Annotated in this window: 23 protein-coding genes and 1 pseudogene; 15 read left to right on the forward strand and 9 right to left on the reverse strand. The window is 70.9% G+C overall.

Going from position 1 to position 25,600, the window contains the following annotated elements; genetic code table 11:
• Nucleotides 1-522 precede the first annotated feature (522 nt).
• The 4 genes and pseudogenes from ACZ3ZE_RS14920 to ACZ3ZE_RS14935 all read left to right on the forward strand — a co-directional run bounded on the left by ACZ3ZE_RS14920 (nt 523) and on the right by ACZ3ZE_RS14935 (nt 2,636).
• Nucleotides 523-1,104: a Uma2 family endonuclease gene (locus ACZ3ZE_RS14920; RefSeq protein WP_467259303.1), complete on the forward strand. Its 582-nt coding sequence runs from the start codon at nt 523-525 to the stop codon at nt 1,102-1,104.
• A gap of 238 nt (nt 1,105-1,342) precedes the next feature.
• Nucleotides 1,343-1,705: pseudogene (locus tag ACZ3ZE_RS14925) on the forward strand (CPCC family cysteine-rich protein); the annotation flags it as partial.
• A gap of 405 nt (nt 1,706-2,110) precedes the next feature.
• Nucleotides 2,111-2,380: a type II toxin-antitoxin system Phd/YefM family antitoxin gene (locus ACZ3ZE_RS14930; RefSeq protein WP_019434848.1), complete on the forward strand. Its 270-nt coding sequence runs from the start codon at nt 2,111-2,113 to the stop codon at nt 2,378-2,380.
• Nucleotides 2,373-2,636, forward strand: coding sequence for a type II toxin-antitoxin system RelE family toxin (locus ACZ3ZE_RS14935; protein WP_356515150.1), 264 nt, complete (start codon nt 2,373-2,375; stop codon nt 2,634-2,636). Before ACZ3ZE_RS14930 ends, ACZ3ZE_RS14935 begins: the two co-directional genes overlap by 8 nt.
• Nucleotides 2,637-2,770: 134 nt before the next feature.
• Here ACZ3ZE_RS14935 and ychF read toward each other — a convergent pair whose 3' ends face one another.
• Complete coding sequence (gene ychF / locus ACZ3ZE_RS14940; RefSeq protein WP_361176190.1) at nt 2,771-3,859, reverse strand: redox-regulated ATPase YchF; 1,089 nt, start codon at nt 3,857-3,859, stop codon at nt 2,771-2,773.
• Between the two features lie 151 nt (nt 3,860-4,010).
• Here ychF and ACZ3ZE_RS14945 point away from each other — a divergent pair, with 151 nt between their 5' ends.
• Nucleotides 4,011-4,622 carry a DUF6542 domain-containing protein gene (locus tag ACZ3ZE_RS14945; RefSeq protein WP_442305357.1) on the forward strand — a complete coding sequence of 204 codons (612 nt, stop codon included), beginning with the start codon at nt 4,011-4,013 and terminating at the stop codon, nt 4,620-4,622.
• A gap of 189 nt (nt 4,623-4,811) precedes the next feature.
• On the opposite strand, the gene ppgK is transcribed toward ACZ3ZE_RS14945, so the two are convergent.
• Both ppgK and ACZ3ZE_RS14955 read right to left on the reverse strand, forming a co-directional pair.
• Nucleotides 4,812-5,567: a polyphosphate--glucose phosphotransferase gene (gene ppgK / locus ACZ3ZE_RS14950; RefSeq protein ID WP_467259307.1), complete on the reverse strand. Its 756-nt coding sequence runs from the start codon at nt 5,565-5,567 to the stop codon at nt 4,812-4,814.
• A 30-nt stretch (nt 5,568-5,597) separates the two neighbouring features.
• On the reverse strand, nt 5,598-6,617 hold the full coding sequence (locus ACZ3ZE_RS14955) for a 4-hydroxy-3-methylbut-2-enyl diphosphate reductase (protein WP_361176186.1): 1,020 nt from the start codon (nt 6,615-6,617) through the stop codon (nt 5,598-5,600).
• 54 nt (nt 6,618-6,671) lie between these two features.
• Here ACZ3ZE_RS14955 and ACZ3ZE_RS14960 point away from each other — a divergent pair, with 54 nt between their 5' ends.
• From ACZ3ZE_RS14960 to ACZ3ZE_RS14975, 4 genes are all read left to right on the forward strand, one after another.
• Nucleotides 6,672-8,039: an APC family permease gene (locus ACZ3ZE_RS14960; RefSeq protein WP_361176184.1), complete on the forward strand. Its 1,368-nt coding sequence runs from the start codon at nt 6,672-6,674 to the stop codon at nt 8,037-8,039.
• A 110-nt stretch (nt 8,040-8,149) separates the two neighbouring features.
• Nucleotides 8,150-9,361, forward strand: a complete 1,212-nt coding sequence (gene xseA, locus ACZ3ZE_RS14965; protein ID WP_361176182.1) for an exodeoxyribonuclease VII large subunit — start codon at nt 8,150-8,152, stop codon at nt 9,359-9,361.
• A gap of 194 nt (nt 9,362-9,555) precedes the next feature.
• Complete coding sequence (locus ACZ3ZE_RS14970) at nt 9,556-9,813, forward strand: exodeoxyribonuclease VII small subunit (protein WP_361176180.1); 258 nt, start codon at nt 9,556-9,558, stop codon at nt 9,811-9,813.
• A 137-nt stretch (nt 9,814-9,950) separates the two neighbouring features.
• Nucleotides 9,951-10,544 carry a malonic semialdehyde reductase gene (locus tag ACZ3ZE_RS14975; protein ID WP_361176178.1) on the forward strand — a complete coding sequence of 198 codons (594 nt, stop codon included), beginning with the start codon at nt 9,951-9,953 and terminating at the stop codon, nt 10,542-10,544.
• 86 nt (nt 10,545-10,630) lie between these two features.
• On the opposite strand, the gene ACZ3ZE_RS14980 is transcribed toward ACZ3ZE_RS14975, so the two are convergent.
• Complete coding sequence (locus ACZ3ZE_RS14980; RefSeq protein WP_467259783.1) at nt 10,631-11,146, reverse strand: DUF4245 domain-containing protein; 516 nt, start codon at nt 11,144-11,146, stop codon at nt 10,631-10,633.
• Nucleotides 11,147-11,280: 134 nt separating this feature from the next.
• Between ACZ3ZE_RS14980 and glpX the strand changes: the two genes are divergently transcribed.
• Nucleotides 11,281-12,312 (forward strand): class II fructose-bisphosphatase, encoded by a 1,032-nt coding sequence (glpX, locus tag ACZ3ZE_RS14985; RefSeq protein ID WP_361176174.1) that lies wholly within the window; start codon nt 11,281-11,283, stop codon nt 12,310-12,312.
• A gap of 108 nt (nt 12,313-12,420) precedes the next feature.
• Here glpX and ACZ3ZE_RS14990 read toward each other — a convergent pair whose 3' ends face one another.
• Together ACZ3ZE_RS14990 and ACZ3ZE_RS14995 are read right to left on the reverse strand one after the other, a co-directional pair.
• A complete protein-coding gene (locus ACZ3ZE_RS14990) occupies nt 12,421-12,789 on the reverse strand; it encodes a WhiB family transcriptional regulator (protein ID WP_361176172.1) in 369 nt (122 codons plus the stop codon).
• Between the two features lie 204 nt (nt 12,790-12,993).
• Entirely contained in the window at nt 12,994-13,704 is a 711-nt protein-coding gene (locus tag ACZ3ZE_RS14995; RefSeq protein ID WP_361176170.1) for a DUF1707 SHOCT-like domain-containing protein, read from the reverse strand.
• Nucleotides 13,705-13,913: 209 nt separating this feature from the next.
• On the opposite strand from ACZ3ZE_RS14995, the gene ACZ3ZE_RS15000 reads away from it, so the two are divergent.
• A complete protein-coding gene (locus ACZ3ZE_RS15000; protein ID WP_467259310.1) occupies nt 13,914-15,581 on the forward strand; it encodes a fumarate hydratase in 1,668 nt (555 codons plus the stop codon).
• 184 nt (nt 15,582-15,765) lie between these two features.
• A complete protein-coding gene (locus ACZ3ZE_RS15005; RefSeq protein WP_361176166.1) occupies nt 15,766-16,398 on the forward strand; it encodes an HAD family acid phosphatase in 633 nt (210 codons plus the stop codon).
• Between the two features lie 27 nt (nt 16,399-16,425).
• On the opposite strand, the gene ACZ3ZE_RS15010 is transcribed toward ACZ3ZE_RS15005, so the two are convergent.
• Nucleotides 16,426-16,929, reverse strand: coding sequence for a dirigent protein (locus tag ACZ3ZE_RS15010; RefSeq protein WP_361176164.1), 504 nt, complete (start codon nt 16,927-16,929; stop codon nt 16,426-16,428).
• Nucleotides 16,930-17,083: 154 nt separating this feature from the next.
• A complete protein-coding gene (locus tag ACZ3ZE_RS15015; RefSeq protein WP_361176162.1) occupies nt 17,084-18,622 on the reverse strand; it encodes a ricin-type beta-trefoil lectin domain protein in 1,539 nt (512 codons plus the stop codon).
• Between the two features lie 134 nt (nt 18,623-18,756).
• Here ACZ3ZE_RS15015 and ACZ3ZE_RS15020 point away from each other — a divergent pair, with 134 nt between their 5' ends.
• The 3 genes from ACZ3ZE_RS15020 (at nt 18,757) to ACZ3ZE_RS15030 (ending at nt 23,190) form a co-directional block, all read left to right on the forward strand.
• Nucleotides 18,757-20,166, forward strand: coding sequence for a class II fumarate hydratase (locus tag ACZ3ZE_RS15020; RefSeq protein WP_467259313.1), 1,410 nt, complete (start codon nt 18,757-18,759; stop codon nt 20,164-20,166).
• A gap of 141 nt (nt 20,167-20,307) precedes the next feature.
• Entirely contained in the window at nt 20,308-20,973 is a 666-nt protein-coding gene (gene fomD / locus ACZ3ZE_RS15025) for a cytidylyl-2-hydroxypropylphosphonate hydrolase (RefSeq protein ID WP_361176158.1), read from the forward strand.
• 360 nt (nt 20,974-21,333) lie between these two features.
• The gene (locus ACZ3ZE_RS15030; protein WP_361176156.1) at nt 21,334-23,190 is read left to right on the forward strand and encodes an ATP-binding SpoIIE family protein phosphatase; all 1,857 of its coding nucleotides are present in this window, start codon (nt 21,334-21,336) and stop codon (nt 23,188-23,190) included.
• 70 nt (nt 23,191-23,260) lie between these two features.
• On the opposite strand, the gene ACZ3ZE_RS15035 is transcribed toward ACZ3ZE_RS15030, so the two are convergent.
• A complete protein-coding gene (locus ACZ3ZE_RS15035) occupies nt 23,261-25,450 on the reverse strand; it encodes a transglycosylase domain-containing protein (RefSeq protein WP_361176154.1) in 2,190 nt (729 codons plus the stop codon).
• Between the last annotated feature and the right edge of the window lie 150 nt (nt 25,451-25,600).

The raw sequence follows: 25,600 nt of genomic DNA on the forward strand, positions 1-25,600 counted from the left end.
CCCTCTCGGGCTTTCCTCCGGGCGCTTCCTTCGTTCTTGCGTTTCCGACTCTATCAGATCTTTCCGATCCGATTTCCTCGGTGCTTTCCGGTCCCTTTCGCTTTCGCTCCGGGCCCTTCCGGCGGTTCCGACTCTATCAGATCCTTTCGGGCCTGACTCCCAGTCAGCGGGTTTTGTCTTCTCGGCTGTTGGGCCGTTCCGACGAGTGAGACTTTAGCGGATTCCTTGCCCCCGAAGCCAATCGAGCGACTCGCACTCGAATCCTTCGGACAGAGATTCCTCATTCCGCAAAAACGCACGAGAAGACGAACGGAACGACAAAGAACCGTCGGCTTCTGTGGTCTTGCGGGATGGCTGTCCGGGGCCGATCTGCATCGGTGCTCACGTCGGACAGCTCGGAGGACATTACGCATCAGGGGAAGCCGTGTCAACTTCGCCCCCGCGCCCCGCCCCGCCCCACGACGAGGGGGCCTCCTTCTCGTTAGCCCTCCGGCTTGATGCCCGGGCCGCTACCGTGAAGCCGTGACCGCACTACCCGACTGGATGCGCCCGCCGCGCGCGGAAGGCTGGTTCGCGGAGGACCTCGACCGCCTCCCCGAGGCACCCCGCCACACCGAGCTGATCGACGGAGCCCTCGTCTTCATGGTGTCGCCCCAGAGGTGGTGGCACGGCCACCTCGTCACCATGCTCACCGTTGCACTCATGGAGCAGGTGCCCGCCGGCACCAGAGTCGGCCGCGAGATGACCATCAAGCTCGACCCGCGCAACCGTCCCGAGCCGGACCTGCTGGTGACGACGGCCGATTTCGACGGCGACCGTACCTGGTTCGCGCCGGAGGAGGTCCGGCTCGTCGTCGAGGTCGTCTCGCCCGAGTCCGCCCATCGCGATCGCACGGTAAAGCTCCGCAAGTACGCGGAGGCCGGCATCCCGCACTACTGGTGCATCGAGGACGAGGACGGGGCGCCTGTCGTCCACGTCTACGAGCTCGACGAACCCACCGGCGTCTACGCGCCCGCCGGGATCTTCCGGGGCACCCTCCAGCGCCCGGTGCCCTTCGATATCAGCCTGGACCTCGGCAAGCTCACGCCGCCCCGAACTGGCTGAGAAGGCCGCTCCGAGTCAGCACGGGAGTACAGAAACGGGAGTACAGAAGGGGTCGGACTCGCCAGAGTCCGACCCCTTCTCACCTGCATGCTCGACGAAACGACTACACATTGAAGCGGAATGCCTGCGGCCTGATACTGACCCGCGGACTGGCCGGAGGCGGCGAAATCCCTGGCGCACCGACGGGGCCCGCAAGGAGACTGCGCCGGTGAGTGACTCCTGACCCTGTCCCTGTCCCTGCTGCGGGCACCGCGTACTGGGCGCGATGCCCGGCTCGTACGAGATCTGTCCCGTCTGTTTCTGGGAGGACGACGGGGTCCAGTTCCGCTGGCCCACCATGAGCGGCGGCGCGAACAGGGTCTCCCTGATCGAGGCCCAGCGGAACTACCAGGACTTCGGCGCCTGCGACCAGCACGGCCGGCGGTACGTCCGCCCGCCGGCCGAGGACGAGCCGGTCGACCCCGCCTGGCGCCCCATCGACCTGACACGCGACTCCTTCGAGGACTGGGCGGCCGAGGACCGCGCCCCGTGGCCCGACGACCGCTCGGTGCTCTGCTGGTGGCTCCCCACCTTCTGGCGCCGGGACCACTCCGCGTCGTGACCTCCCACATCGAGGCACTCGGAGCTGATCTGGATCGGCGCGGACGCCATACCCGCCGTCATCAACGGCCTTCCCTCCCTCGCGGCGGCTTCGGTCAGCTGACCGCCATCGAGGTCTTCGAGGAATGGGCGATCCCCGCTGCGGCCCCGCTCTCATCGGCCTGCTGGACCGAGCCAGGCGGCATCCGCTGGGCCTTGAGGAGTCCCCGACCCAGACGGCCTTTCGCCGGACGTATTACACGTTAGAAGCGGAACGTTCAACGCAGAGCTCCGACCTGCGGAAACACGGCTCTGGAAGTGGTTGCCCAGCACCCATCCAGCACGGTGCGAGTTCATCCAGCGCATCCAGCACCACACGGCCCGACCAAGGTTGTGTACACATGGCACACTCGGTACGCTTGAGCGCATGACGCAGCCGCTGCCCATAGAGTCCATCCGCGACGTGCGCGCCCACCTGGCGGAAGTCGTGGAGCGTGCGGACCGCGACGACGTACCCACGGTCATCACGCGCCGGGGCAAGGAAGTCGCCGCCGTGGTCTCCATCGAGGTGCTGCGCAAGTACCAGGAGTGGGAAGAGCGCGAGATCAACCGGATCATCGACGAGCGCATGGCCAACCCCGCTCCCGGCATCCCGATCGAGGACATCATGAGGGAGACGCTGGCGCGCGGTGAGTGAGTACCGGACCGTCTTCCGACCGGAGGCGCAGGCCGAGCTTCGGAAGATCCCTCGCGACATGGCGCTGCGCATCCTGGCCAAGCTGACCGAGCTGGAGAGCGATCCCCTCGGCTTCAACACCACCGCACTCGTGTCCCAGCCCGAGCGACGCCGTCTGCGCGTCGGCGACTACCGCGTCGTCTACACCCTCGACAACGGAGAGCTGGTGGTCTGGGTCGTTCATGTCGGACACCGGTCCACCGTTTACGAGACCTGATTGCCGCTGACCCCACGTCAGAATATCCAGCACCCATCCAGCACGGTGACGGCGAAGGGGTCGGACTCGGCAGAGTCCGACCCCTTCTGACCTGCATGTTTGCCGCGTCAGCGACGTGGTGCTAATTCACCCGCTCAGACGTTGAAGCGGAACTCCACCACGTCGCCGTCCTGCATGACGTACTCCTTGCCCTCCATGCGGGCCTTGCCGGCCGAGCGGGCTTCGGCCACCGAGCCCGTGGCGACCAGGTCGGCGAAGGAGATGACCTCGGCCTTGATGAAGCCCTTCTGGAAGTCGGTGTGGATCACACCGGCCGCCTCGGGGGCCGTCGCGCCCTTCTTGATGGTCCAGGCGCGGGACTCCTTCGGGCCTGCCGTCAGGTAGGTCTGGAGGCCGAGGGTGTCGAAGCCGACGCGGGCGAGGATGGCCAGGCCGGGCTCCTCGGCGCCGACGGACTGGAGGAGCTCCATGGCGTCCTCCTCGTCGAGCTCGGTGAGGTCCTGCTCCAGCTTGGCGTTGAGGAAGATCGCCTCGGCCGGGGCGACCAGGGCGCTCTGCTCGGCCTTGAAGGCGTCGTCGGTCAGCTCGTCCTCGTCGACGTTGAAGACGTAGAGGAAGGGCTTGGTGGTGAGGAGGTGGAGGTCGTGGAGGAGCTCCGCCTTCTCCGAGCCCTGGACGATGCCCTGCGAGAAGAGGGTGTCGCCCTTCTCCAGGATCGCCTGGGCGGCCTCGACGGCGGCGACCTTGGGCGCCGTGTCCTTCTTGATCCGCATCTCCTTCTGGAGGCGCGGCAGGACCTTCTCGATGGTCTGGAGGTCGGCGAGGATCAGCTCGGTGTTGATCGTCTCGATGTCGTCCTTCGGCGAGACCTTGCCGTCGACGTGCACGACGTTCTCGTCCTTGAAGGCGCGGATGACCTGGCAGATCGCGTCCGACTCGCGGATGTTCGCCAGGAACTTGTTGCCCAGGCCCTCGCCCTCGCTCGCGCCGCGCACGATGCCGGCGATGTCGACGAAGTCGACGGTGGCCGGGAGGATGCGCTGGGAGCCGAAGATCTCGGCCAGCTTGGTCAGGCGGGCGTCCGGGACGCCGACGACGCCGACGTTGGGCTCGATCGTGGCGAACGGGTAGTTGGCCGCCAGCACGTCGTTCTTGGTCAAGGCGTTGAACAGGGTCGACTTGCCGACGTTCGGCAGGCCGACGATTCCGATCGTGAGCGACACGGTGGCGACTTCCCTAGAGGAGTGGAGGTGGGGCGATCCCCCAGTTTACGGGGGCACCGGAGCGGCCCCCGACGGCGCTCTTCGCGCCAAGGTCACCCAAAGGGCGTGTCCCGCACGTGGTTCCCGGCCCGTTCCGACCTACGTTGGTGGGGTGGAGCAGCACAGGACACGCAAGCCGCGGTCGCGGCGCCCCGCCGGGCGCCCGCCGCAGACCCCTCTGACGCCGCCCGGCGCGCTGGTCGAGGGCGCCTCGGTCTATCGCGTCGCCGCCCGTCCGCGGCCCGGCCAGCCCCGGGTGGAGCGCCCGGCGCCGCCGGTCGTGGTGGCGTTGCGCAAGCTGCCGAACCCGCGGCTCACCGGCCTCGGCGCGGGCCTCTTCGCCTCCGCCGTGATGCTGGTGCTGGGTTTTCTCGACTGGCTGCTGTTCGACAGTTCGCCGCTCGTCTTCGGCCTGCTGTTCCTGCCGGTCAGCGCGCTGACCGCACTGTGGGTCCGTACCGCCGACCTCGTCACCGCCCCGATCAGCGTCCCCATCGCCTTCGCCGTCGGCGTCGTGCCCATCTCGGGCGGTACAGGCGGGGTGGGCGGGCAGGCGATGGCGCTGGTGACGGCGCTGGCCGTGCACGCCGGGTGGCTGTACGGGGGCACGCTCGTCGCCGGTGTGATCACCAGCGTGCGCAAGGTGCGGGACATGGGCCGACGCCAGCGCGCCGCGGGAGCCGCCGTACGCCCGGTCCGACGGCCGGCCCCGGAACGCGGCTGAGCCGGACGACGGCGGGGAGGGGGCCGGATCCGGAGCGGGGGTAGGGGGTGTCCGGACGTGGCGGCGCCCGCAACGAGCGAAGCGAAGTGAAGGTCGCAGTCCGGACACCCCCTACCCCCGCGGAGGTTCCGGCCCCCGCCGGACCACCGGCCGGCCGGCCCTCCGAGGCCGCGAGGCCGCCGAGGCCGCCTAGGCCCCCGAGACCCCCGAACCCGCCGCCATCCCCGCCCCCACGATCCCCGCGTTGTTCTGCAGCTCCGCCGGGACGATCTCCGCCTCGATTCCCTCGATCAGCGGCAGGAACCTGTCCGCCTTGCGGCTGACGCCGCCGCCGATGATGAAGAGCTCCGGCGAGAACAGCATCTCCACGTGCGCCAGGTACTTCTGCACCCGTCGCGTCGCCCAGTGCTCCCAGCTGAGGTCCTCGTCCTCCCGGGCCTTCGAGGAGGCGCGCTTCTCGGCGTCGTGCCCCTTGAGCTCCAGGTGGCCGAGCTCGGTGTTGGGGACGAGCCGCCCGTCGACGAAGACGGCGGAGCCGATGCCGGTGCCGAGGGTGAGCAGAATGACGGTGCCCTTGCGGCCGCGGCCGGCGCCGAAGGCCATCTCGGCGACGCCGGCGGCGTCGGCGTCGTTGAGGACGGTGACCGGCAGGCCGCCGAGGCGGTCGCCGAGCAGCTTGCCCGCGTCGACGCCGATCCAGGACTTGTCCACGTTGGCCGCCGTGCGGATGGTGGAGCCGGTCACCACGCCGGGGAAGGTGACGCCGACCGGGCCCTGCCAGCCGAAGTGGGCCACGACCTCCGCGACGCAGCCCGCCACGTCGTCGGGTGTGGCGGGCTGCGGGGTCAGTACCTTGTGGCGCGGCTCGGTCAGGTCGCCGCGGTCCAGGTCGACGGGGGCTCCTTTGATGCCCGAGCCGCCGATGTCCACTCCGAAGACGTTCATGGACCCAACGTTACGGGCCGGAGCCCTGCGTCACTCGTTTTCGAGCAGGGCCGCCGCCTCGGCGCGCAGTTCCTTGTTGCGCAGCTCCTTGGGCAGCGAGAAGGTCAGCGACTCGTCGGCCGTCTTGACGATCTCCACGTCGGCGTAGCCGCGCTGGGACAGCCACTCCAGGACCTCCTGGACCAGCACGTCGGGGACGGAGGCGCCGGAGGAGAGGCCGACGCTGGTGACGCCCTCCAGCCAGGCCTCGTCGATCTCGCTGGCGAAGTCGACGAGGTACGCGGCGGGGACGCCGGCCTGCTTGGCGACCTCGACCATGCGGATCGAGTTCGAGGAGTTCTTGGAGCCGACGACGATGACGAGCTCGGCCTGGCCGGCGAGCTCCTTGATCGCGATCTGGCGGTTCTGCGTGGCGTAGCAGATGTCGTCGGAGGGCGGGGAGATCAGCTGCGGGAACTTCTCCTTCAGCGCGTCCACCGTCTCCATGGTCTCGTCGACCGAGAGCGTGGTCTGGGAGAGCCAGACGACCCGGGAGGGGTCGCGGACCTCGACCTTGGCGACGTCCTCGGGGCCGTCGACGAGCTGGATGTGGTCGGGGGCCTCGCCGGAGGTGCCGATGACCTCCTCGTGGCCCTCGTGGCCGATGAGGAGGATGTCGAAGTCCTCGTTGGCGAAGCGGACGGCTTCCTTGTGCACCTTCGTCACCAGCGGGCAGGTGGCGTCGATGGTGGCGAGCCGGCCCTGGCGGGCCTCCTCGTGGACGGTGGGGGCGACGCCGTGCGCGGAGAACATCACGATGTTGCCCGGCGGCACCTCGGTCGCCTGGTCGACGAAGATCGCGCCCTTCCGCTCCAGGGTCTGCACGACGTACTTGTTGTGGACGATCTCGTGCCGGACGTAGATCGGGGCCCCGTACTGCTCCAGGGCCTTCTCCACGGCGATCACGGCACGGTCCACACCCGCGCAGTAGCCGCGGGGAGCGGCGAGCAGGACACGCTTCGGGCGGTTCGTCGCGGGCGTCGACGCGGGCGTTGCAGTCATGCGTCCCATCGTAAGGCCGCGTCGGTCAGCGTTTGGAGCGGTGCTGTGGCCGAAACTGGCGCCATGGCTGAGGACGCGCGGGGGCAGGCGGGGGAGGAAGCGCGGCTCGCGGAGCACACGGGGCTGCGCAGGGACCTGGGGTTCCGGGATCTCGTCGTGTACGGACTGCTGTTCATCGCCCCGATGGCACCGGTCGGCGTCTACGGCACGCTCGACGCGAAATCGCACGGCGCGGTCGCACTGGTGTACCTGGTGGCGACCGTCGCCATGGCCTTCACGGCGCTGAGTTACGCGCAGATGGTGCGGGTCGCTCCGCAGGCCGGGTCCGTCTTCACGTATGCGCGCAAGGGGCTCGGGGAGGGGCCGGGGTTCATCGCCGGGTGGATGGCGATGCTCGACTATCTGCTGATCCCGGCCGTCGCGTACCTCTTCGCGGGGATCGCGATGGAGGCGCTGGTCCCGGAGGTGGACCGCTGGGTGTGGACGGCGATCGCGGTCGTCGTGACGACCCTGCTCAACCTCTGGGGGGTGCGGGCGGCGGCCCGCGTCGGCTTCGCGGTCCTGGCCATGGAGATCGTGGTCCTGCTGGTGTTCATCGTGTCGGCGGTGGTCGTGCTCGTACGGGACGGGGCGCAGCGGGACTGGTGGTCGCCGCTGACCGGTGACGCCGGGTTCTCCGCCGCGGCGGTGCTGGGGGCGGTGTCGGTGGCGGTCCTGTCGTACCTCGGTTTCGACGCGATCGCGTCCTTCGCGGAGGAGGTGACCGGGGGGTCGGCGAAGGTGGCGCGGGCGGTGCTGTTCTGTCTGGCGCTCGCCGGTGTGCTGTTCGTGGCGCAGACCTGGCTGGTCGCGCTGATCGAACCGCTCTCCTCGAAGGAGCTGGCGGCGGATCCGGCGGCGCAGGGTTCGGCCTTCTACGACGCGGTCGACGCGGCCGTCGGCGACTGGCTGCACGATCTGGTGGCGGTGTCGAAGGCGATCGGGGCGGCGTTCGCGGCGCTGGCCGGGCAGGCGGCGGGCGGGCGGCTGCTGTTCGCGATGGGCCGCGACCGGCGGCTGCCGCATGTGCTGGCGCGGACGGACTCGGGGGTGCCGCGGGTGGCGCTGCTGGTGGCGGCGACGGTGACGATGATCGCCGCGGTGTGGGCGGCCCGGCGCGACGACGGGCTCGACCATCTGGTGTCGGTCGTGGACGTGGGCGCCCTGACGGCCTTCGTGCTGCTGCACGCGAGCGTGGTCGGCTGGTTCGCGGTGCGGCGCATGGAGGGCCCGCCGCACTGGTTCCGGCATGTCGTGGCCCCGGTGCTGGGCGCGGCGATCCTGATCGCGGTCATCGTGGAGGCGTCGCCGGCGGCGCAGGTGGTGGGGGTGATCTGGCTGGGGATCGGGTTGGTGGTGCTGGCGGTGCAGGGGTCTCGGCGGGGGGTTTGACGGGGGCGCGTTCGACGGGGCCCCCTGCTGGTGGGGTGAGCGGAGGCCCCGCGCGGACGGGCCGCACGGCGGACGGCCCGCGTGTCCGACCTCCCCGTTACGCTCGGCGCATGGGTCTGAACACGTCCGCCGAAGCGCCGCTGCCCGTCGGGGAGGTCTCCCGGCTCATCGGGGGGTGGATCGACCGCCTGGGGGCGATCTGGGTCGAGGGGCAGATCACGCAGTTGTCGCGGCGGCCGGGAGCCGGGGTCGTCTTCCTGACGCTGCGGGATCCCTCGTACGACATCTCGATCAACGTGACCTGTTACCGCCAGGTCTTCGACGCCGTCGCCGACGTCGTCTCGGAGGGCGCCCGGGTCGTCGTGCACGCGAAGCCGGAGTGGTACGCGCCGCGGGGGCAGCTGTCGCTGCGGGCGGTGGAGATCAAGCCGGTCGGGATCGGTGAGCTGCTCGCCCGGCTGGAGCAGTTGAAGCGGAGCCTGGGCGCGGAGGGGCTGTTCGCCCTGGACCGGAAGAAGCCGCTGCCGTTCCTGCCGCAGCTGGTGGGTCTGGTCGTCGGGCGGGCCTCGGCGGCCGAGCGGGACGTGCTGGAGAACGCGCGGAGGCGCTGGCCCGCCGTCCGCTTCGAGGTGCGGAACGTGGCGGTGCAGGGCGTGAAGGCCGTCCCCCAGGTGGTGGGGGCCGTGCGGGAGCTGGACGCGCACGAGGGCGTGGACGTGATCATCGTGGCGCGGGGCGGCGGCAGCGTCGAGGATCTGCTGCCGTTCTCGGACGAGCAGCTGGTCCGGGCGGTGGCCGCGTGCCGTACGCCGGTGGTGTCGGCGATCGGGCACGAGCCGGACTCGCCGCTGCTCGACCTGGTCGCGGACCTGCGGGCGTCCACGCCGACCGACGCCGCCAAGAAGGTCGTGCCGGACGTGGGCGAGGAGCTGGACCGGGTGCAGGGCCTGCGGGACCGGGCGCTGCGGAGCGTGCGGGGGCTGCTGGAACGGGAGGAGCGGGGGCTCGCGCACGCGCTGGCGCGGCCGGTGATGGAGCACCCGCAGCGGATGGTGGAGGTCCGCGAGGACGAGGTCGCGGCGCTGCTCGCGCGGGGCCGGCGGACCTTCGGGCATCTGCTGGACCGGGCCGAGTCGGAGTTGTCGCACACCCGGGCGCGGGTCCGGGCGCTGTCGCCCGCGGCGACGATGGAGCGGGGGTACGCGGTGCTGCAGCGGGCGGACGGGTCGGTGGTCCGGGACCCGGTGGAGGTGGCGGTGGACGAGGAGCTGCGGGCGCGGGTGGCCGCGGGCGAGTTCACGGTGCGCCGGACGGCTCCCTGACGCGCTGGGACCCCTCCACGACGCGGCGGGGGCGCTCCCCGGCCCGGCGGAAGCGCCTCCCGAAACGGCGGGACCGTTCCCGCCCCGGCGGGGCCGCTCCCCGGCTCAGTGGCAGCCGGATCGCTTCCCGAGGTCAGAGAAGTGTCGGGAAGTACAGAAGAACGTCAAGGATCTGACAGACAAGGGTGGTTGGCATGGCGGCACGCACGGGCGCGGAAGAGACTGCACTCGGCTACGAACAGGCGCGCGACGAGCTCATCGAGGTCGTGCGGCGGCTGGAGGCGGGCGGTACGACGCTGGAGGAGTCCCTGGCGCTCTGGGAGCGCGGCGAGGAGCTGGCGAAGGTGTGCCGGCGTTGGCTGGAGGGGGCTCGCGCCCGTCTGGACGCCTCGCTCGCCGCGGAGGAGCCGGAGGGGTCCTCGGCCGGTGCCGGCGGCTCCGGGGACGAGTAGGCATCGGGGTCTCGACGGCGTCGCTGTAGACTCGACCTGTGAAGCGGATCACTATCCGGATAGGATTGTTGAAGTTTCACCTACCTTGGGCGTACTGTCGTAGCCATAGCCCCCGTACACCCCGGAAGGTACGCAGCATGTCTTTCGCCCTTGACCCCACCGCCCAGGACCTCCTCTTCCGTGAGGCCCGCACCGCCAACACGTTCACCGACGAGCCGGTGACCGAGGAGCAGGTCCAGGCGATCTACGACCTGGTCAAGTACGGCCCCACCGCCTTCAACCAGACCCCGCTGCGCATCACCCTGGTCCGCTCCCCCGAGGCCCGCGAGCGCCTGGTGAAGCACATGGCCGAGGGCAACCAGCCCAAGACCGCCGCGGCCCCGCTGGTCGCGATCCTCTCCGCGGACAACGAGTTCCACGAGGAGCTCCCGGCCCTGATGCCGCACTTCCCGCAGGCCAAGGACCTCTTCTTCTCGGAGCGTCCGGTCCGCGAGCAGTCCGCTCTGCTGAACGGCGCCCTGCAGGCCGCGTACTTCATCATCGGCGTCCGCGCCGCCGGCCTGGCCGCCGGCCCGATGACCGGTCTCGACTTCGCCGGTGTCCAGAAGGAGTTCCTGGACGCCGACCACACCCCGCTGATGGTCATCAACATCGGCAAGCCGGGCGAGGACGCCTCCCCGTTCCCGCGCCAGCCGCGCCTCGCCTACGAGGACGTCATCACCACCGTCTGATCCGTTCGGACCCGGACACCGGACACGAGGAAACCCCCCGGGCGCCCAGCGCCCGGGGGGTTTCCTCGTATGCCCGCTTCCGGGGGCTAGACCTTCTTCCCCTGGAGCGCGCCCGCCATCTGCGCGAGGCGGTCGAACGACGCGGTGCCGGTCACGACGGTCGTCGCGCCGTTCTCGGTCCGCACCAGGGCGTCGTACTTCGGACCCTCCCAGCGCTGCCAGACCTTTCCGGCGACCGACTGGGTCCTGCCGGAGTTCTTGGCCTGCAGGGTGACGTCGGGCACGTACTTGCGCGCCTCCTCGGTCGACTGGTGGACCGCCACGTACTGGGTGTCCGGGTCCAGGAAGCCGAGCTGCCACGCGTCGTGGTTCTCCCGCTTGTACGAGACGACCGTCGCGCGCCAGTCGTCGCCGAGGCCCTCGGGGGCCAGCACCGGGTACGGTGCCGCCCGCTGGGCCGTCAGGAGCTCGACCCGGTAGTCCTTCGTCGGGACCGGGTCCGCCTTGTCGTCGTGCGGGATGAAGAGATACATCACACCCGCGGCGACCATGATCACCCCGAGGGACTGGAACATCCCTCGTACCGTCTGCCTGCCTCGCATACCTGCCACGCCCCCATGGTCGCATCATGGTGTTGTGCTCATACGTGGGCCCCTCTGCTCATTTTGTCGACCTGACGATAGAGTCACAGCACCCTCTTTTATCCGGCCGTCGCCGTACAGAAAGGTGCGCTCTGATGACCGAGCACCACCTCCCGCCCGAACTGGAGGTCTCTCCCGAGGCCCCCGACCGCAACCTCGCGCTCGAACTGGTCCGCGTCACCGAGGCGGCCGCCATGGCCGCCGGCCGCTGGGTCGGCCGCGGTGACAAGATCGGCGCGGACGGCGCAGCGGTGAACGCCATGCGCACCCTGATCTCCACCGTCTCGATGAACGGCGTCGTCGTCATCGGCGAGGGCGAGAAGGACGAAGCCCCGATGCTGTTCAACGGCGAGCGGGTCGGCGACGGCACCGGCGCCGAGGTCGACATCGCGGTCGACCCGATCGACGGCACCACCCTGAACGCCAAGGGCATGCCGAACGCGATCGCCGTGCTGGCCGCCGCCGACCGCGGCACCATGTTCGACCCGTCCGCGGTCTTCTACATGGACAAGCTGGTCACCGGCCCCGAGGCCGCCGACTTCGTCGACATCAACGCCCCCGTCTCGGTCAACATCCGCCGGGTCGCCAAGGCCAAGAACTCCTCCCCCGAGGACATCACGGTCGTCATCCTGGACCGCCCGCGGCACGAGGGCATCGTCAAGGAGATCCGCGAGACCGGCGCCCGGATCAAGTTCATCTCGGACGGCGACGTCGCCGGTTCGATCATGGCCGTCCGCGAGGGCACCGGCGTCGACATGCTCATGGGCATCGGCGGCACCCCCGAGGGCATCATCTCCGCCTGCGCCATCAAGTGCCTCGGCGGCGTCATCCAGGGCAAGCTGTGGCCCAAGGACGAGGCCGAGCGCCAGAAGGCCCTCGACGCCGGCCACGACCTGGACCGGGTGCTCTCCACCGACGACCTGGTCTCCGGCGACAACGTCTTCTTCGTCGCCACCGGCATCACCGACGGCGAGATCCTGCGCGGGGTGCGCTACCGCGCCGAGACGGCGACCACCCAGTCGCTCGTCATGCGCTCGAAGTCCGGCACGATCCGCCAGATCGACTCCACGCACCGGCTCTCGAAGCTGCGCGCGTACAGCAAGATCGACTTCGACCGCGCGAAGTAACCCGCGGTCGGCGGCCCGCCGGGAACGGCGGCCGACGCGACGACGGTACGAAGAGGGGCGCCCCCATGTGCGGTGGGGGCGCCCCTTCCCGTACGGGCGACGGACCCGTCAGCCGGCCTGCGCGATGCCCTCGGTGGCGGTCTTCCTGAGCTCGACGTCGCGACGGCGGCGCCGGGCGAGCACGACACGGCGCTCGGCGGCGGTGAGCCCGCCCCACACCCCGTACGGCTCGGGCTGGAGCAGCGCGTGCTCGCGGCAGGCGACCATCACGGGACAGCGGGCGCAGACCCGCTTGGCGGCCTCCTCGCGGGAGAGCCGGGCGGCGGTGGGCTCCTTGGACGGGGCGAAGAACAGTCCGGCCTCGTCCCGACGGCACACCGCCTCCGTGTGCCAGGGGCCGGCCTCGTCCTCCCGAGCGGGGACGCGCTGGGACGGCACGGCGGCGACCTGGAGGGGCTGATGCGGCATGTGCAGCACGGTCTACTCCTGACGACGGCTTCGCGAGCGAGCGACGATGCACCAGCCCTACCCGCTGTGCGCGCGCCTATGCACTGCGTGCCCCCGAGTTCCGCAGCGCGGACACCGGGCGGCGAATTCCGGTCACTCCGGATCGCCGCCCGGGGAAATCCGGGGAATCAAGGGGGATTCACGGCCGAACCGGCGGGAAGCGGACCGCCCGCGTCAGCCGTCGAGACGCTTGCGCAGCTTGTCCTGGACGCGGCCCTGAAGGTCGGTGATCCACTTGCCGCGCTTGGGCTTGGCCTCGACGTTGCCGAAGACGGTGAAGCCGTTGACGACCACGAGGGGGGCCTGCGGGTCGGCGCCCTCCAGGGTCACCACCTCGAAGTTGCCGAAGATGCCGGTGCCGCTGCCGCGCAGGCTGATGTTCTCCGGGACGCGGACCTCCACGTTGCCGAAGATCGAGGTGGCGTTGATGGTGGTGAGGCGCTGGGCGAAGATCGCCTCGGTCAGGTCGATCTCGACGTTGCCGAAGAGCGCGAAGGCGTTGGTCTTGCGGCCGACCCGCCAGCGGCCCTTGCGGGTGGTGCTGGAGAAGACCGCGACCAGGTTGTCGGCGGGGCCCTCCGCCTCCTCGGGGCCGTACAGCGGGGCGGCGGCCGGCGCGGCCCCGGACCGGGCCGCGGGCAGGTCCCGCACCAACGGCTCCAGCTCGCCCACGGTCTTGGCGCGGTAGACGGCGTCGATGCGGTCCGAGTGCTCCTCGGGGTCGATCCGTCCCTCGGCCAGGGCGTCCCTGAGGATGTCCGCGATCCGGTCCCGGTCGGCGTCCGAGGCCCGCAGCGAGCCTTCCGGATCCGCGTAGGCGGGCCGGGGCGCGGGGGCGGGCTCGGTGGGAGCGACCGGCTGCTGGGGCTGCTTTTCGAGGTCCACGTCCTCAGCCTAGCGAAACGCGATAGATCGCGACCAGGGGAGGGCGCCGTGTCCTGTGGACAGGGCGCGGAATGCGCCATCGCGGAGTGTTCGGGACGGCTAGTGAGCCTTACCTCACAGGATCCGCGCCGCGTCCGCGTCTTACGCTGGAGGGCGCGCCGCCAACGGAGGCGGCGCAGCTGTCTGCCGAGTGAGGAATGGCCGCCGTCATGCCTGAGTTTGCGTACTCCGATCTGCTCCCCCTGGGAGAGGACACCACGCCGTACCGCCTGGTGACCGCCGACGGCGTCTCCACCTTCGAGGCCGACGGCCGTACGTTCCTCAAGGTCGAGCCGGAGGCACTGCGCCGGCTGGCCGCCGAGGCCATCCACGACATCCAGCACTTCCTGCGCCCGGCCCACCTGGCCCAGCTGCGGCGGATCATCGACGACCCGGAGGCGTCGAGCAACGACAAGTTCGTCGCGCTCGACCTCCTCAAGAACGCGAACATCGCCGCCGCGGGCGTCCTGCCCATGTGCCAGGACACCGGCACCGCGATCGTCATGGGCAAGCGCGGCCAGAACGTCCTCACCTCGGGCCGTGACGAGGAGGCCCTGTCCAAGGGCGTCTTCGACGCGTACACCAAGCTGAACCTGCGCTACTCGCAGATGGCCCCGGTGACCATGTGGGAGGAGAAGAACACCGGCTCGAACCTGCCCGCGCAGATCGAGCTGTACGCGACCGACGGCGGCGCGTACAAGTTCCTCTTCATGGCCAAGGGCGGCGGCTCGGCCAACAAGTCCTTCCTCTACCAGGAGACCAAGGCGGTCCTGAACGAGGCCTCCATGATGAAGTTCCTGGAGGAGAAGATCCGTTCGCTGGGCACCGCGGCCTGCCCGCCGTACCACCTGGCGATCGTGGTCGGCGGCACGAGTGCCGAGTTCGCGCTGAAGACCGCCAAGTACGCCTCCGCGCACTACCTGGACGAGCTGCCCGGCGAGGGCTCGGCCGAGACCGGCCACGGCTTCCGGGACAAGGAGCTGGAGGAGAAGGTCTTCGAGCTGACGCAGAAGATCGGCATCGGCGCGCAGTTCGGCGGCAAGTACTTCTGCCACGACGTGCGTGTGGTCCGCCTCCCCCGCCACGGCGCCTCGCTGCCCGTCGCCATCGCCGTCTCCTGCTCGGCCGACCGCCAGGCGGTCGCGAAGATCACCGCCGAGGGTGTCTTCCTGGAGCAGCTGGAGACCGACCCGGCGCGCTTCCTGCCGGAGACCGAGGACGCCCACCTGGAGGCGGGCGAGGTCGTGCGGATCGACCTCAACCGGCCGATGGACGAGATCCTCGCCGAGCTGACCAATCACCCGGTGAAGACCCGCCTCTCGCTGAACGGCCCGCTGGTCGTGGCGCGCGACATCGCGCACGCCAAGATCAAGGAGCGGCTGGACGCGGGCGAGGAGATGCCGCAGTACCTGAAGGACCACCCGGTGTACTACGCGGGCCCGGCGAAGACCCCCGAGGGCTACGCCTCCGGCTCCTTCGGCCCGACGACGGCCGGCCGGATGGACTCGTACGTGGAGCAGTTCCAGGCGGCGGGCGGCTCGAAGGTCATGCTGGCCAAGGGCAACCGGAGCAAGCAGGTCACGGACGCGTGCGGCACGCACGGCGGCTTCTACCTCGGCTCGATCGGCGGCCCGGCGGCGCGGCTCGCGCAGGACTGCATCAAGAAGGTCGAGGTCGTCGAGTACGAGGAGCTCGGCATGGAGGCGGTCTGGAAGATCGAGGTCGAGGACTTCCCGGCGTTCGTCGTGGTGGACGACAAGGGCAACGACTTCTTCCAGAACCCGGCGCCGGAGCCGACCTTCACGCACATCCCGGTGCGTGGCCCGGGTCTCGGCTGACCCCTGCGGCCCGCACGGCACGGCGCCCCCCGGTCCTTCGGGACCGGGGGGCGCCGCCGTTCCCGCCTGTTGTCGATCTCCGCTCAGAAAGTGGCTACCGACCGGTAGCCGTGGCGTCACTTACTGGCCAGTATTGGCCGCGAGCATGTCAACCACTGAGCCGGTCGACCCTCGGGAGCCCCCCATGCCCTCCGCCACAGCCAAGGCCTCGGCAACCGCCGCCGTCGCCCTGACCACCGCCTTCCTCGTCGTCGGCCCCGCGCCCGCCGCCTTCGCGGCCGACCCGGACACCCACGTGACGTCGACCGCCGCGATCAAGCACGTCGACTACACGACCTGGCGCCGTGACGTCGCCGCCGTGGTGGCCGAGGCGCGCCCCTACATCGAGGAGCGGGCCGCGGACGCCGGCCGCGAGAAGCAGGCGATCGTCCTCGACATCGACAACTCCTCCCTGGAGACGGACTTCCACCCGTTCTGGGAGCTGCCGACCCCCGCGATCGCCGACGTCCGCGCGCTGGTCCAGGACGCCCACGAGCGCGGGGTGGCCGTCTTCTTCGTGACGGCCCGCCCCGGCATCATCCAGTCCCTCACCGACTGGAACCTGAAGCGGGCCGGCTACCCGGTCGACGGGCTGTACGTACGGTCCCTGCCCGACCTGTTCGCCGAGGTCAGCGCGTACAAGACGGAGAAGCGCGCGGAGATCGAGGCCAAGGGCTACACGATCATCGCGAACATCGGCAACAACACGACCGACCTCGTCGGCGGCCACGCCGAGCGCACGTTCAAGCTGCCGGACTACGGCGGCAAGCTGTCGTAGGCCGCTCCCTGCCGCCGACGGGCGGCCTCAGCGCGTGGTGATGTGGAAGTCCATCCTGGACCAGTCGCCGTCCGGGGTGGAGCGGACCCAGCCGCGCGCGTTCTTGAAGTCGCCGGTGCCACCGGTGACCGCGATGTCGAGCGCCGGCGGCGCCTGGTCGTTGGGGTCGACGGCGGCGAGGGTCTGCAGCGCGAGTGTCCCGCCGGGGCCGCCGTTCAGCACGACGGTGCCCACGCACTGGAGGTCCATCGGGTCCCCGGTGCGCACCACGGCGCAGACGACGCCGTCCCGGCCGACCTTGTCGCCGCCGGCGTCCTTGGTCTTGTAGAGGTCGTCGGCGAAGGCCATGGTGTCCCCCACCTTGGGCGCCGGCATGCTCGCGCTCGGCGACGGCCCGGCGACCTGCTTGGCGTACAGGGTGAACTCGAAGCCGTCGACGGTGTCGGCCGAGGCCGGGGCGACGGGACCGAGGGCGAGGACGGCGACCGTGCAGACGCCGAGCGCGCCCATCCTCCTGGAGCTGCGGATCATGTGCTGCCTCCCGCGAGGTGGCTGTTCTCCCCGAGCCCGCTTCACATTCTCCGACGGGCGCCCCGGATTCGCCCACTCGGGCGAACGCGCGGGGCCCCGGCCACCCCCACGGTGGCCGGGGCCCTGCTCGCGTACGCGCTGGACGAAGCCCAGGTCAGACGAAGCGCTGGTTGGCCGAGCCGGTGCAGTTCTGGAGCCGGATCGCCTCCTTCGCCGCGCCCTGGGTCAGGCACAGGCCGGTCGCCCCGGCCGGGCGCACGGTGTCGCCGTCGCGGACGAACTTCTGGTTGGCGCCGCCGTGGCAGTTCCACACGATGAGCGCGGTGCCCGCCGAGTAGTTCGTGCCGGGGACGTCCAGGCAGCGGTCCTGGGTGAGCCCGGTGTGGACGGTGCGGCGGGCGGAGTCGTACCACCAGTTCTGGTTCCGGCCGCCGTGGCAGTCCCAGCCGAGCACGGCGGTGCCGTTGGCCGACTCGGACGCGTTGACGTCCAGGCAGTTGCCGGTGGCCGCGTTCTTCAGCGGCCGGTAGGCGTCGTCCCAGGCGAGCGGGAAGAGCGTGGGGGTGCCGCTGGAGTCGACGTCCGCGCAGCTCGCCTCGCGCAGGCCGGAGCCGTAGATCTGGGTCAGGCAGGACGCGAAGGCGCCGTGGCCCCGGTAGTTGGGGTGGAAGGACTGGCGGACGGAGTTCTCGTCCGGGGTGCCGGGCTTGGAGAGGTCGATGTAGAGGCCCCGGGCCCAGGTGTCCTCCATGCAGACCTCGTGGCCGTGGAAGAGCCGCGAGTTGTCGAGGAAGACCGCGCCGGTGTCGGCCGCGGCCTTGCGCATGCCGCGCTCGAAGGCCGGGACGGCGGTGTTGCGGCCCCACTTGGTGTCGGAGTCGTAGCCGAGGCCGCCGCAGGACAGCTTGCCGGGGAAGTTCGGGTTGTCGTTGAAGTCCGGTCCGATGGGGCTCGGGTAGCCCATCAGGACCAGCTTGTAGTCGGTGTCGGCGTACCCGGCGTCGCGCATGACGGTCCGCAGGTCGCCGACGGTCTGCTCGACCTTGGGGACGAGCGCGTCGACGCGGGCCTGCCAGCCGGGGGCGTACTTGGGCTCGCAGGTGCCCTGCAGGAGCAGGTAGCGCTGGACGCAGTCGGTCATGACGGGACCGAACTGGAGGTCGTCGTTGGCGCCGGCGACGAGCAGCACCATCTTGATGCGGGTGTTGCGCGCCTTGACGGCCAGGTTGTCGCTCTGGACGAGCTCGTCCGCGTACTGCTTCGAGCCGCCGATGCGGATGTTGCCGGTGTACGCGCCGGAGCAGGCCACGTTGAACGTGAGGTCCGCGGGGATCCCGGTGCGGTGGATGGCGGCGTCGGGCGAGCGGTGGCACCAGTTGGTGGGGCCGTTGGTCGGCGCCTCGTAGTTGCCGACGCCCTCGCCGGAGATCTCGCTGTCGCCGAGGGAGATGAGACCCGTCTTGCGCTGGGCGAGCGGGCGCTCCTCCGGGCTGCCGTAGATCTTCGTCGCCTCGGCGGCCCGGACCGCCTCCAGCTCCGGCGGGAGCGGTACGGAGGTGATCTGGACCGTGTTGGCCGTGTTGCTCGTGTCGGCCGCGCCGGCGGGGGTGGCGGCCGTCATGCTGCCGAGGGCCGCCGCCGCCGCGGCGACGGCTGCGATCGGCCAGCGGAGTCTGTACCTGGTGCGCCTCATTGCGCCTCCTGGAAGTGGGGTTACCCACGGTTTTTACTGGCCGGTAAGCGTCTTGGGAATACGTCTAACAAGACAAGTGCTCAAGTTTTTCGGGGGGTTCGGGAGGTCACCCCCCGACCAGAACAGCCAGGAGGATGACGAAGATGAACGACGAAGCCGGCTACCGGACCGAGCACGACTCCATGGGCGAGGTCCGCGTCCCCGCCCACGCCAAGTGGCGCGCCCAGACCCAGCGCGCGGTGGAGAACTTCCCGGTCAGCGGCCAGCGCCTGGAGCGCGCCCACATCGCGGCCCTGGCCCGGATCAAGGCCGCCGCCGCCAAGGTCAACGCCGAACTCGGCGTGCTCGACAAGGAGGTCGCGGAGGCCATCGCGCAGGCGGCGGACGAGGTCGCCGAGGGGCGCTGGGACGAGCAGTTCCCCGTGGACGTCTTCCAGACCGGCTCCGGCACCTCGTCGAACATGAACACCAACGAGGTGCTCGCCACCCTCGCCGGCGAGCGCCTGCCCGGAGGCCGGGAGGTGCACCCCAACGACCACGTCAACGCCTCCCAGTCCTCCAACGACGTCTTCCCGTCCTCGATCCACATCGCCGCCACCGGCGCCGTCACCCACGACCTGATCCCGGCACTCACCCATCTGGCGGAGTCCCTGGAGCGGAAATCGGCCGAATTCGCGGACGTGGTGAAGTCCGGCCGCACCCACCTGATGGACGCCACCCCCGTGACCCTCGGCCAGGAGTTCGGCGGCTACGCGGCCCAGGTGAGGTACGGCGTGGAGCGGCTGCGCGCCACGCTCCCCCGGCTCGCCGAACTCCCCCTGGGCGGCACGGCGGTGGGCACCGGCATCAACACGCCGCCCGGCTTCTCGGCCGCCGTCATCGCCGAGGTCGCCCGGGCCACCGGACTGCCGCTCACCGAGGCCCGCGACCACTTCGAGGCCCAGGGCGCCCGGGACGGCCTGGTGGAGACGTCCGGGCAGCTCAGGACCATCGCGGTCTCCCTCACGAAGATCGCCAACGATCTGCGCTGGATGTCCTCGGGACCGCGCACCGGGCTCGCCGAGATCAACCTGCCGGACCTCCAGCCGGGCTCGTCGATCATGCCGGGCAAGGTCAACCCGGTGATCCCCGAGGCGGTCCTGATGGTCGCCGCCCAGGTGACCGGAAACGACACCACGGTCGCGGTCGCGGGCGCGGCCGGGAACTTCGAGCTCAACGTCATGCTCCCGGTGATCGCCAAGAACCTCCTGGAGTCGGTCCGGCTGCTCGCCAACGCCTCCCGCCTGCTCGCGGACCGCACCGTCGACGGCATCACCGCCAACGTGGAGCGGGCCCGCGAGTACGCCGAGTCCTCGCCGTCGGTGGTCACCCCGCTGAACAAGTACATCGGGTACGAGGAGGCCGCCAAGGTCGCCAAGAAGTCGCTGGCCGAGCGCAGGACCATCCGCGAGGTGGTCCTGGAGTCCGGGTACGTGGAGCGGGGCGACCTCACCCTGGCCCAGCTCGACGAGGCCCTCGACGTCCTGCGCATGACCCGCCCCTGACGCACCCCCATGCCACCCCGGTCCCGCACCTGACGGCGCCCGGCCCGCCCCCGGCCCGCCCCTGACCCGTTCTCGCCTACCGTCGGCGCTTCCGTGACCTTCGCCGCAGCGGTGCCGGGGGCGCGCCCCTAAGATCTGCGCATGACAGGATCCGGCCGCCCCCAGCACTGGGCGCCTGGGGATCACATCCTCTGGCGCTACCGCGACAACGGCACCGGCGACGTGCACATCTGCCGGCCGGTGACCGTCGTGCGGGACACCCCGGAGCTGCTCGCGGTGTGGATGGCGCCCGGCACCGAATGCGTCAAGCCGGTCCTGACCGACGGCACCCCCGTGCACGAGGAGCCGCTGGCCACCCGGTACACGGCGCCGCGCACCACCACCCGCTCGCACTGGTTCGGCACCGGCGTGCTCAAGCTGGCCGCGCCCGCGGAGCCGTGGTCCGTCTGGCTGTTCTGGGACCGGGGCTGGCGCTTCCGCAGCTGGTACGTGAACCTGGAGGAGCCCCGCACCCGTTGGTCCGGCGGCGTCGACTCCGAGGACCACTTCCTCGACATCTCCGTCTACCCGGACCGCAGCTGGCTGTGGCGGGACGAGGACGAGTTCGCCCAGGCCCAGCGGGCCGGTCTGATGGACCCGGCGCAAGCCGCGCGCGTCAAGGCGGCGGGCGGGTCCGCCGTCGAACTGATCCGCTCCTGGGGGGCACCTTTCTCCGACGGCTGGGAGGACTGGCGGCCGGACCCCGCATGGCCCGTGCCCCGGCTGCCGGCCGACTGGGATCGCACCCCGGCGCACACGGCGCCATGAGACCCTTGATGCGCCCCCGGGGTGCAACCGTAGGATCGTCCTCCGCAAGCAGTCGATCATCGGCGTCCTACCCGAAGTCACACCCGAAGTCACACCCGACGCCCCACCCGATGTCCCACCCGAACGGGACGTCAACCACTGAGCACGGCACAGGAACTGACCGCAAGTCATCCATGAGGTCCTCATGAGGGGGAGAGCAGTGCCCGACGTGCGCCCGGGTGTCCGCACCCCTTTCGCAGCCCCCGCCCGCCCGGCGTTCACATCCACCGCGTGCCGGGGGTTTAGCCCTGCCGAAGGCGCGGCATCGGCGAGAAGAGCGAGTGCAGCGCACCACCGGCCCGGACGGACGGAACCCCAGGCGTGACGGAGCATCCCACCTCCCACGAAGGCCGCAAGGCGATGGCCGCCCGGCCGCAGGAAAGCGCTCGCCCCCGTCAGGAGACGGCGGCGACGGCGGCAGCGGCCGCCGTCGCGGTGCCCGCACCCTCCCCCGGCGGCGGTGGCGGCAACGGCGCGGACGGAGCAGCGGCGCGGCGCGAGGGCGACCGGCTGCGGTTCGTGGGCGCCGCCACCCGGCGGATCGCGCGCGGCCTCGACCTGGACGAGATCGTCCTCGGCCTGTGCCGGGCGACCGTGCCGACCTTCTCCGACGCGATCCTCGTCTACCTCCGCGACCCGCTGCCGGTCGGCGACGAGCGCCCGGCGGAGCCCTTCGTGCTGCGGCTGCGCCGCACCGACCGGCTGCGCTTAACGGACCTGGAGGGCGAGGAGCTGGTCCTCGTCCCCGACCCGGACCCGACCCCCGCCGCCGAGCTGTGCGAGGTCCGCTCGGGCAGCGCGCTGGCCGAGGTGCTGCGCGGGGTGCGGCCGGTGCCCGGCGACTCCGCCGCGGCCCGGGCGGCGCTGCCGGAGCTGCTCGGCTCCGACCACCCGGTGCCCGGCGGGCAGCGGGCCATACTCGCGCCCCTGCGCGGCCGGCGCCGGGTGATCGGCGCGGCCGTGTTCCTGCGCCGCCCCGAGCGCGGCGGCTTCGAGCCGAACGACCTGCTCGTGGCGGCCCAGTTGGCGACCCACACGGCGTTGGGCATCGACAAGGCCGTGCTGTACGGGCGCGAGGCGTACATCGCGGACGAGCTGCAGCGCACCATGCTGCCGGACTCGCTGCCGCAGCCGACCGGCGTACGGCTCGCCTCGCGCTACCTGCCGGCGGCCGAGACGGCCCGGGTGGGCGGCGACTGGTACGACGCGATCCCGCTGCCCGGCAGCCGGGTGGCGCTGGTCGTCGGCGACGTCATGGGCCACTCCATGACCTCGGCGGCGATCATGGGCCAGCTGCGCACGACGGCGCAGACCCTGGCCGGGCTCGACCTGCCGCCGCAGGAGGTGCTGCACCACCTGGACGAGCAGGCCCAGCGGCTCGGCGAGAACCGGATGGCCACCTGCATGTACGCGGTGTACGACCCGGTCTCGCACCGGATCACCATCGCCAACGCGGGCCACCCGCCGCCCATACTGCTGCACCTGGGCGGGCGGGCCGAGGTGCTGCGGGTGCCGCCCGGCGCGCCGATCGGCGTCGGCGGGGTGGACTTCGAGGCGGTGGAGCTGGACGCGCCGGCCGGGGCCACGCTGCTGCTGTACACGGACGGCCTGGTGGAGTCCCGGCTGCGGGACGTGTGGACCGGGATCGAGCAGCTGCGGGAGCGGCTCGCGGCGACCGCCCAGCTCACCGGCCCCGACCACTCGCCTCCGCTGGAGGCGCTCTGCGACGACGTCCTCGACATGCTGGGTCCGGGCGACCGGGACGACGACATCGCGCTGCTCGCGGCCCGCTTCGACGGGATCGCGCCGAGCGACGTGGCGTACTGGTTCCTGGAACCGGAGGACGCGGCCCCGGGCCGGGCCCGGCGGCTCGCCCGGCGGGCCCTGGAGCGCTGGGGCCTGGAGGAGCTGTCGGACTCGGTGGAGCTGCTCATCAGCGAGGTGGTGACCAACGCGGTGCGGTACGCGGAGCGTCCGGTGACGCTGCGCCTGCTCCGTACCGACGTGCTGCGCTGCGAGGTCGGCGACGACTCGCCGCAGCTGCCCCGGCAGCGGCGGGCCCGGGACACCGACGAGGGCGGGCGCGGCCTGTTCCTGGTGAACCGGCTGGCCCGGCGGTGGGGCGCGACGCGCCTCTCCGGCGGCAAGGTGGTCTGGTTCGAGCTGGCCACGCGCTGACCCGGCGCGCGGAGGTACGAGAAAGGCGACGGCCGGGCCCCTGTGCGGGGGGCCCGGCCGTCGCCTTGTCTCACTGGCCCGGTCGGCCGTCGACGACGCCGTTGTTGCCGTCCGGCGGCGGCTCGGTCGTCGGCTCGTCCGTCTTCGTCGGCGGCGGCTCCGTCGGAGTCGTGGCCGTCGACGTGGGCGGCTGGGTCGGCGTGGTGGCCGTCGAGGTCGGCGGCTGCGTCGGCGTGGTGGCCTCGTCGCTGGGCGTCGTGGTCGGCGTGGGCGACCCGGTGGTCGCGGTCGGCGTCGGGGCGGTGCCGTCGCCGCCGGAGGTGCCGTCGGTCTTCAGGTCGAAGGAGGCGTCGGAGCCGCCGCCGAGCGCGTCGGTGGTGTAGGCGCCCCAGATCTGCGCGGGGGTGCGGCCACCGTTGGCGCGGCCCGGGTTGATCGTGTCGGTCAGGGTGACCTGGTTGCCCTTGGCGTCCTCGCCGAAGAGGCCGACGGCGGTGACCAGTTCGGGGGTGTAGCCGACGAACCAGGCCGAGCGGTTGTTCTCGGAGGTGCCGGTCTTGCCGGCCGCCTCGTAGTCGCCGGCGGCGCGGAAGCCGGAGCCGGACTGGACGACGCCCTGCATGGCCTTGGTGGTGGTGTCGGCGGCCTCGCGGCTGATCACCCGGTCGCCGATCGACTTCACGGGGTCGGCCGTGCGGTCCTTGTGCTCGGCGGACTTCACGAGGGTCGGGGTGACCTTGACGCCGTGGTTGTCGAGGGTGGCGTAGGCGCCGGCCATGTCCATGGTGGAGGCGCCCATGACGCCGAGCGACATCGACGGGGTCGCGCCGAAGTCGACGCCGTCCTTCATGCCGAGGCCGATCGCGGTCTGCTTGGCCTTGGTGGGGCCGACGTCGACGATCATCTGGGCGTAGACCGAGTTGATCGAGCTGTTGGTGGCCTTCTGGACGGTGACCGGGCCGTAGCTCTGGTTGTCCTCGTTCTCCGGGTTGAACGGGATGGAGCTGCCGACCACCGCGCGCTTGCTGGTGCCGTCGTAGATCGTGCCGAGGCCGATCTTGCGCCCGTCCTGGGTCACGGCGTCGTTGTCGAGCGCGGAGGCGAGGACGAGCGGCTTGAAGGTCGAGGCGGGCTGGTAGTCGCGCCGGGTGGCGTTGTTGGTCCAGTGCTCGGTGGCGCCGATGCCGCCGTAGAGGGCGACGACCGCGCCGGTCTTCGGGTCGACGGAGGTGGCGCCGGCCTGGACGCTGGCCTGCTTCTTGCTGTCCTTGCGGTTCAGCTTGTCCTCGAGCTGGTCGTCGACGGCCCGGACGAGCGCCTTCTGCTTCTTCTCGTCGATGTTGAGGGTGATGGTCCAGCCGCCGGCCTTCAGGTCCTCCTCGCTGACGCCCTGGCGCATCAGCTCCTGGTTGGCGGCCTCGACGATGTAGCCGCTCTGGCCGCTCATGCCCTTGGGGGCCTTGGGCTTCTGCGGGACGGGGAACTTCATGCCGGCGCGCTTGCCGGAGTCGAGCCAGCCCTCGCCGACCATGTTGTCGAGGACGTAGTTCCAGCGCTGCTCGACCAGCTTGCGGCCCTCGGGGCTCGCGGAGGTCCAGTCGTACTGGCTGGGGGCCTGGAGCAGGGAGGCGAGGTAGGCGCCCTGGGCGGCGTTCAGCTTGGTGGCGTCGATGCCGTAGTACGCCTGGGCGGCGGCCTGGATGCCGTAGGCGTTGCGGCCGTAGTAGCTGGTGTTGATGTACCCGGCGAGGATCTCGGGCTTCGACATGTTCTCATCGACCTTGATGGCGATGACCATTTCCTTGAGCTTGCGCGTGGCCGTCTGGTCCTGGCTCAAGTAGTAGTTCTTCACGTACTGCTGGGTGATGGTCGAACCACCCTGCTTGCCCTTGCCGGTGAGGGTGTTCCACGCGGCGCGGACGGTGCCCTTGATGTCGACGCCGTTGTCCCTGTAGAAGGTCTTGTTCTCGGCGGCGACGAAGGCCCGCTGGACGTCCTGGGGGACCTTCTCCAGGCCGACGATCTCGCGGTTGATCTTGCCAGTGCGGGCCATGACCTTGCCGTTGGAGTACTTGTAGATGTTGCTCTGCAGCGTCGCGTCGGCGTTGGCGGTCGGCACCGGGACCATCACGTAGACCGCGTAGAGGGCGCCCATGACGAGCAGGCACCCCACGAAGAACGTGCCCAGGAGTTTCTTCCAGGTGAAGAGGCGGCGTATGCGCCCGCCCTTCCTCGCCTGGCCCTTGCTCGTTCGGCCCATGTCTTCCGTCGCTCCGCTCGTCGTGGAATCAGCTCAGAAAGCTAACACCGCCCATGGAGACAAAGGGCGATCGATCCGGATTTACCGGACGTGACAATCAGCACCTGCTCCCGAGGGAACCGACGCTCCACAGCGCCCGATGGTTGTGTG

The sequence above is a fragment of the Streptomyces sp. NPDC023157 genome (assembly GCF_055560575.1).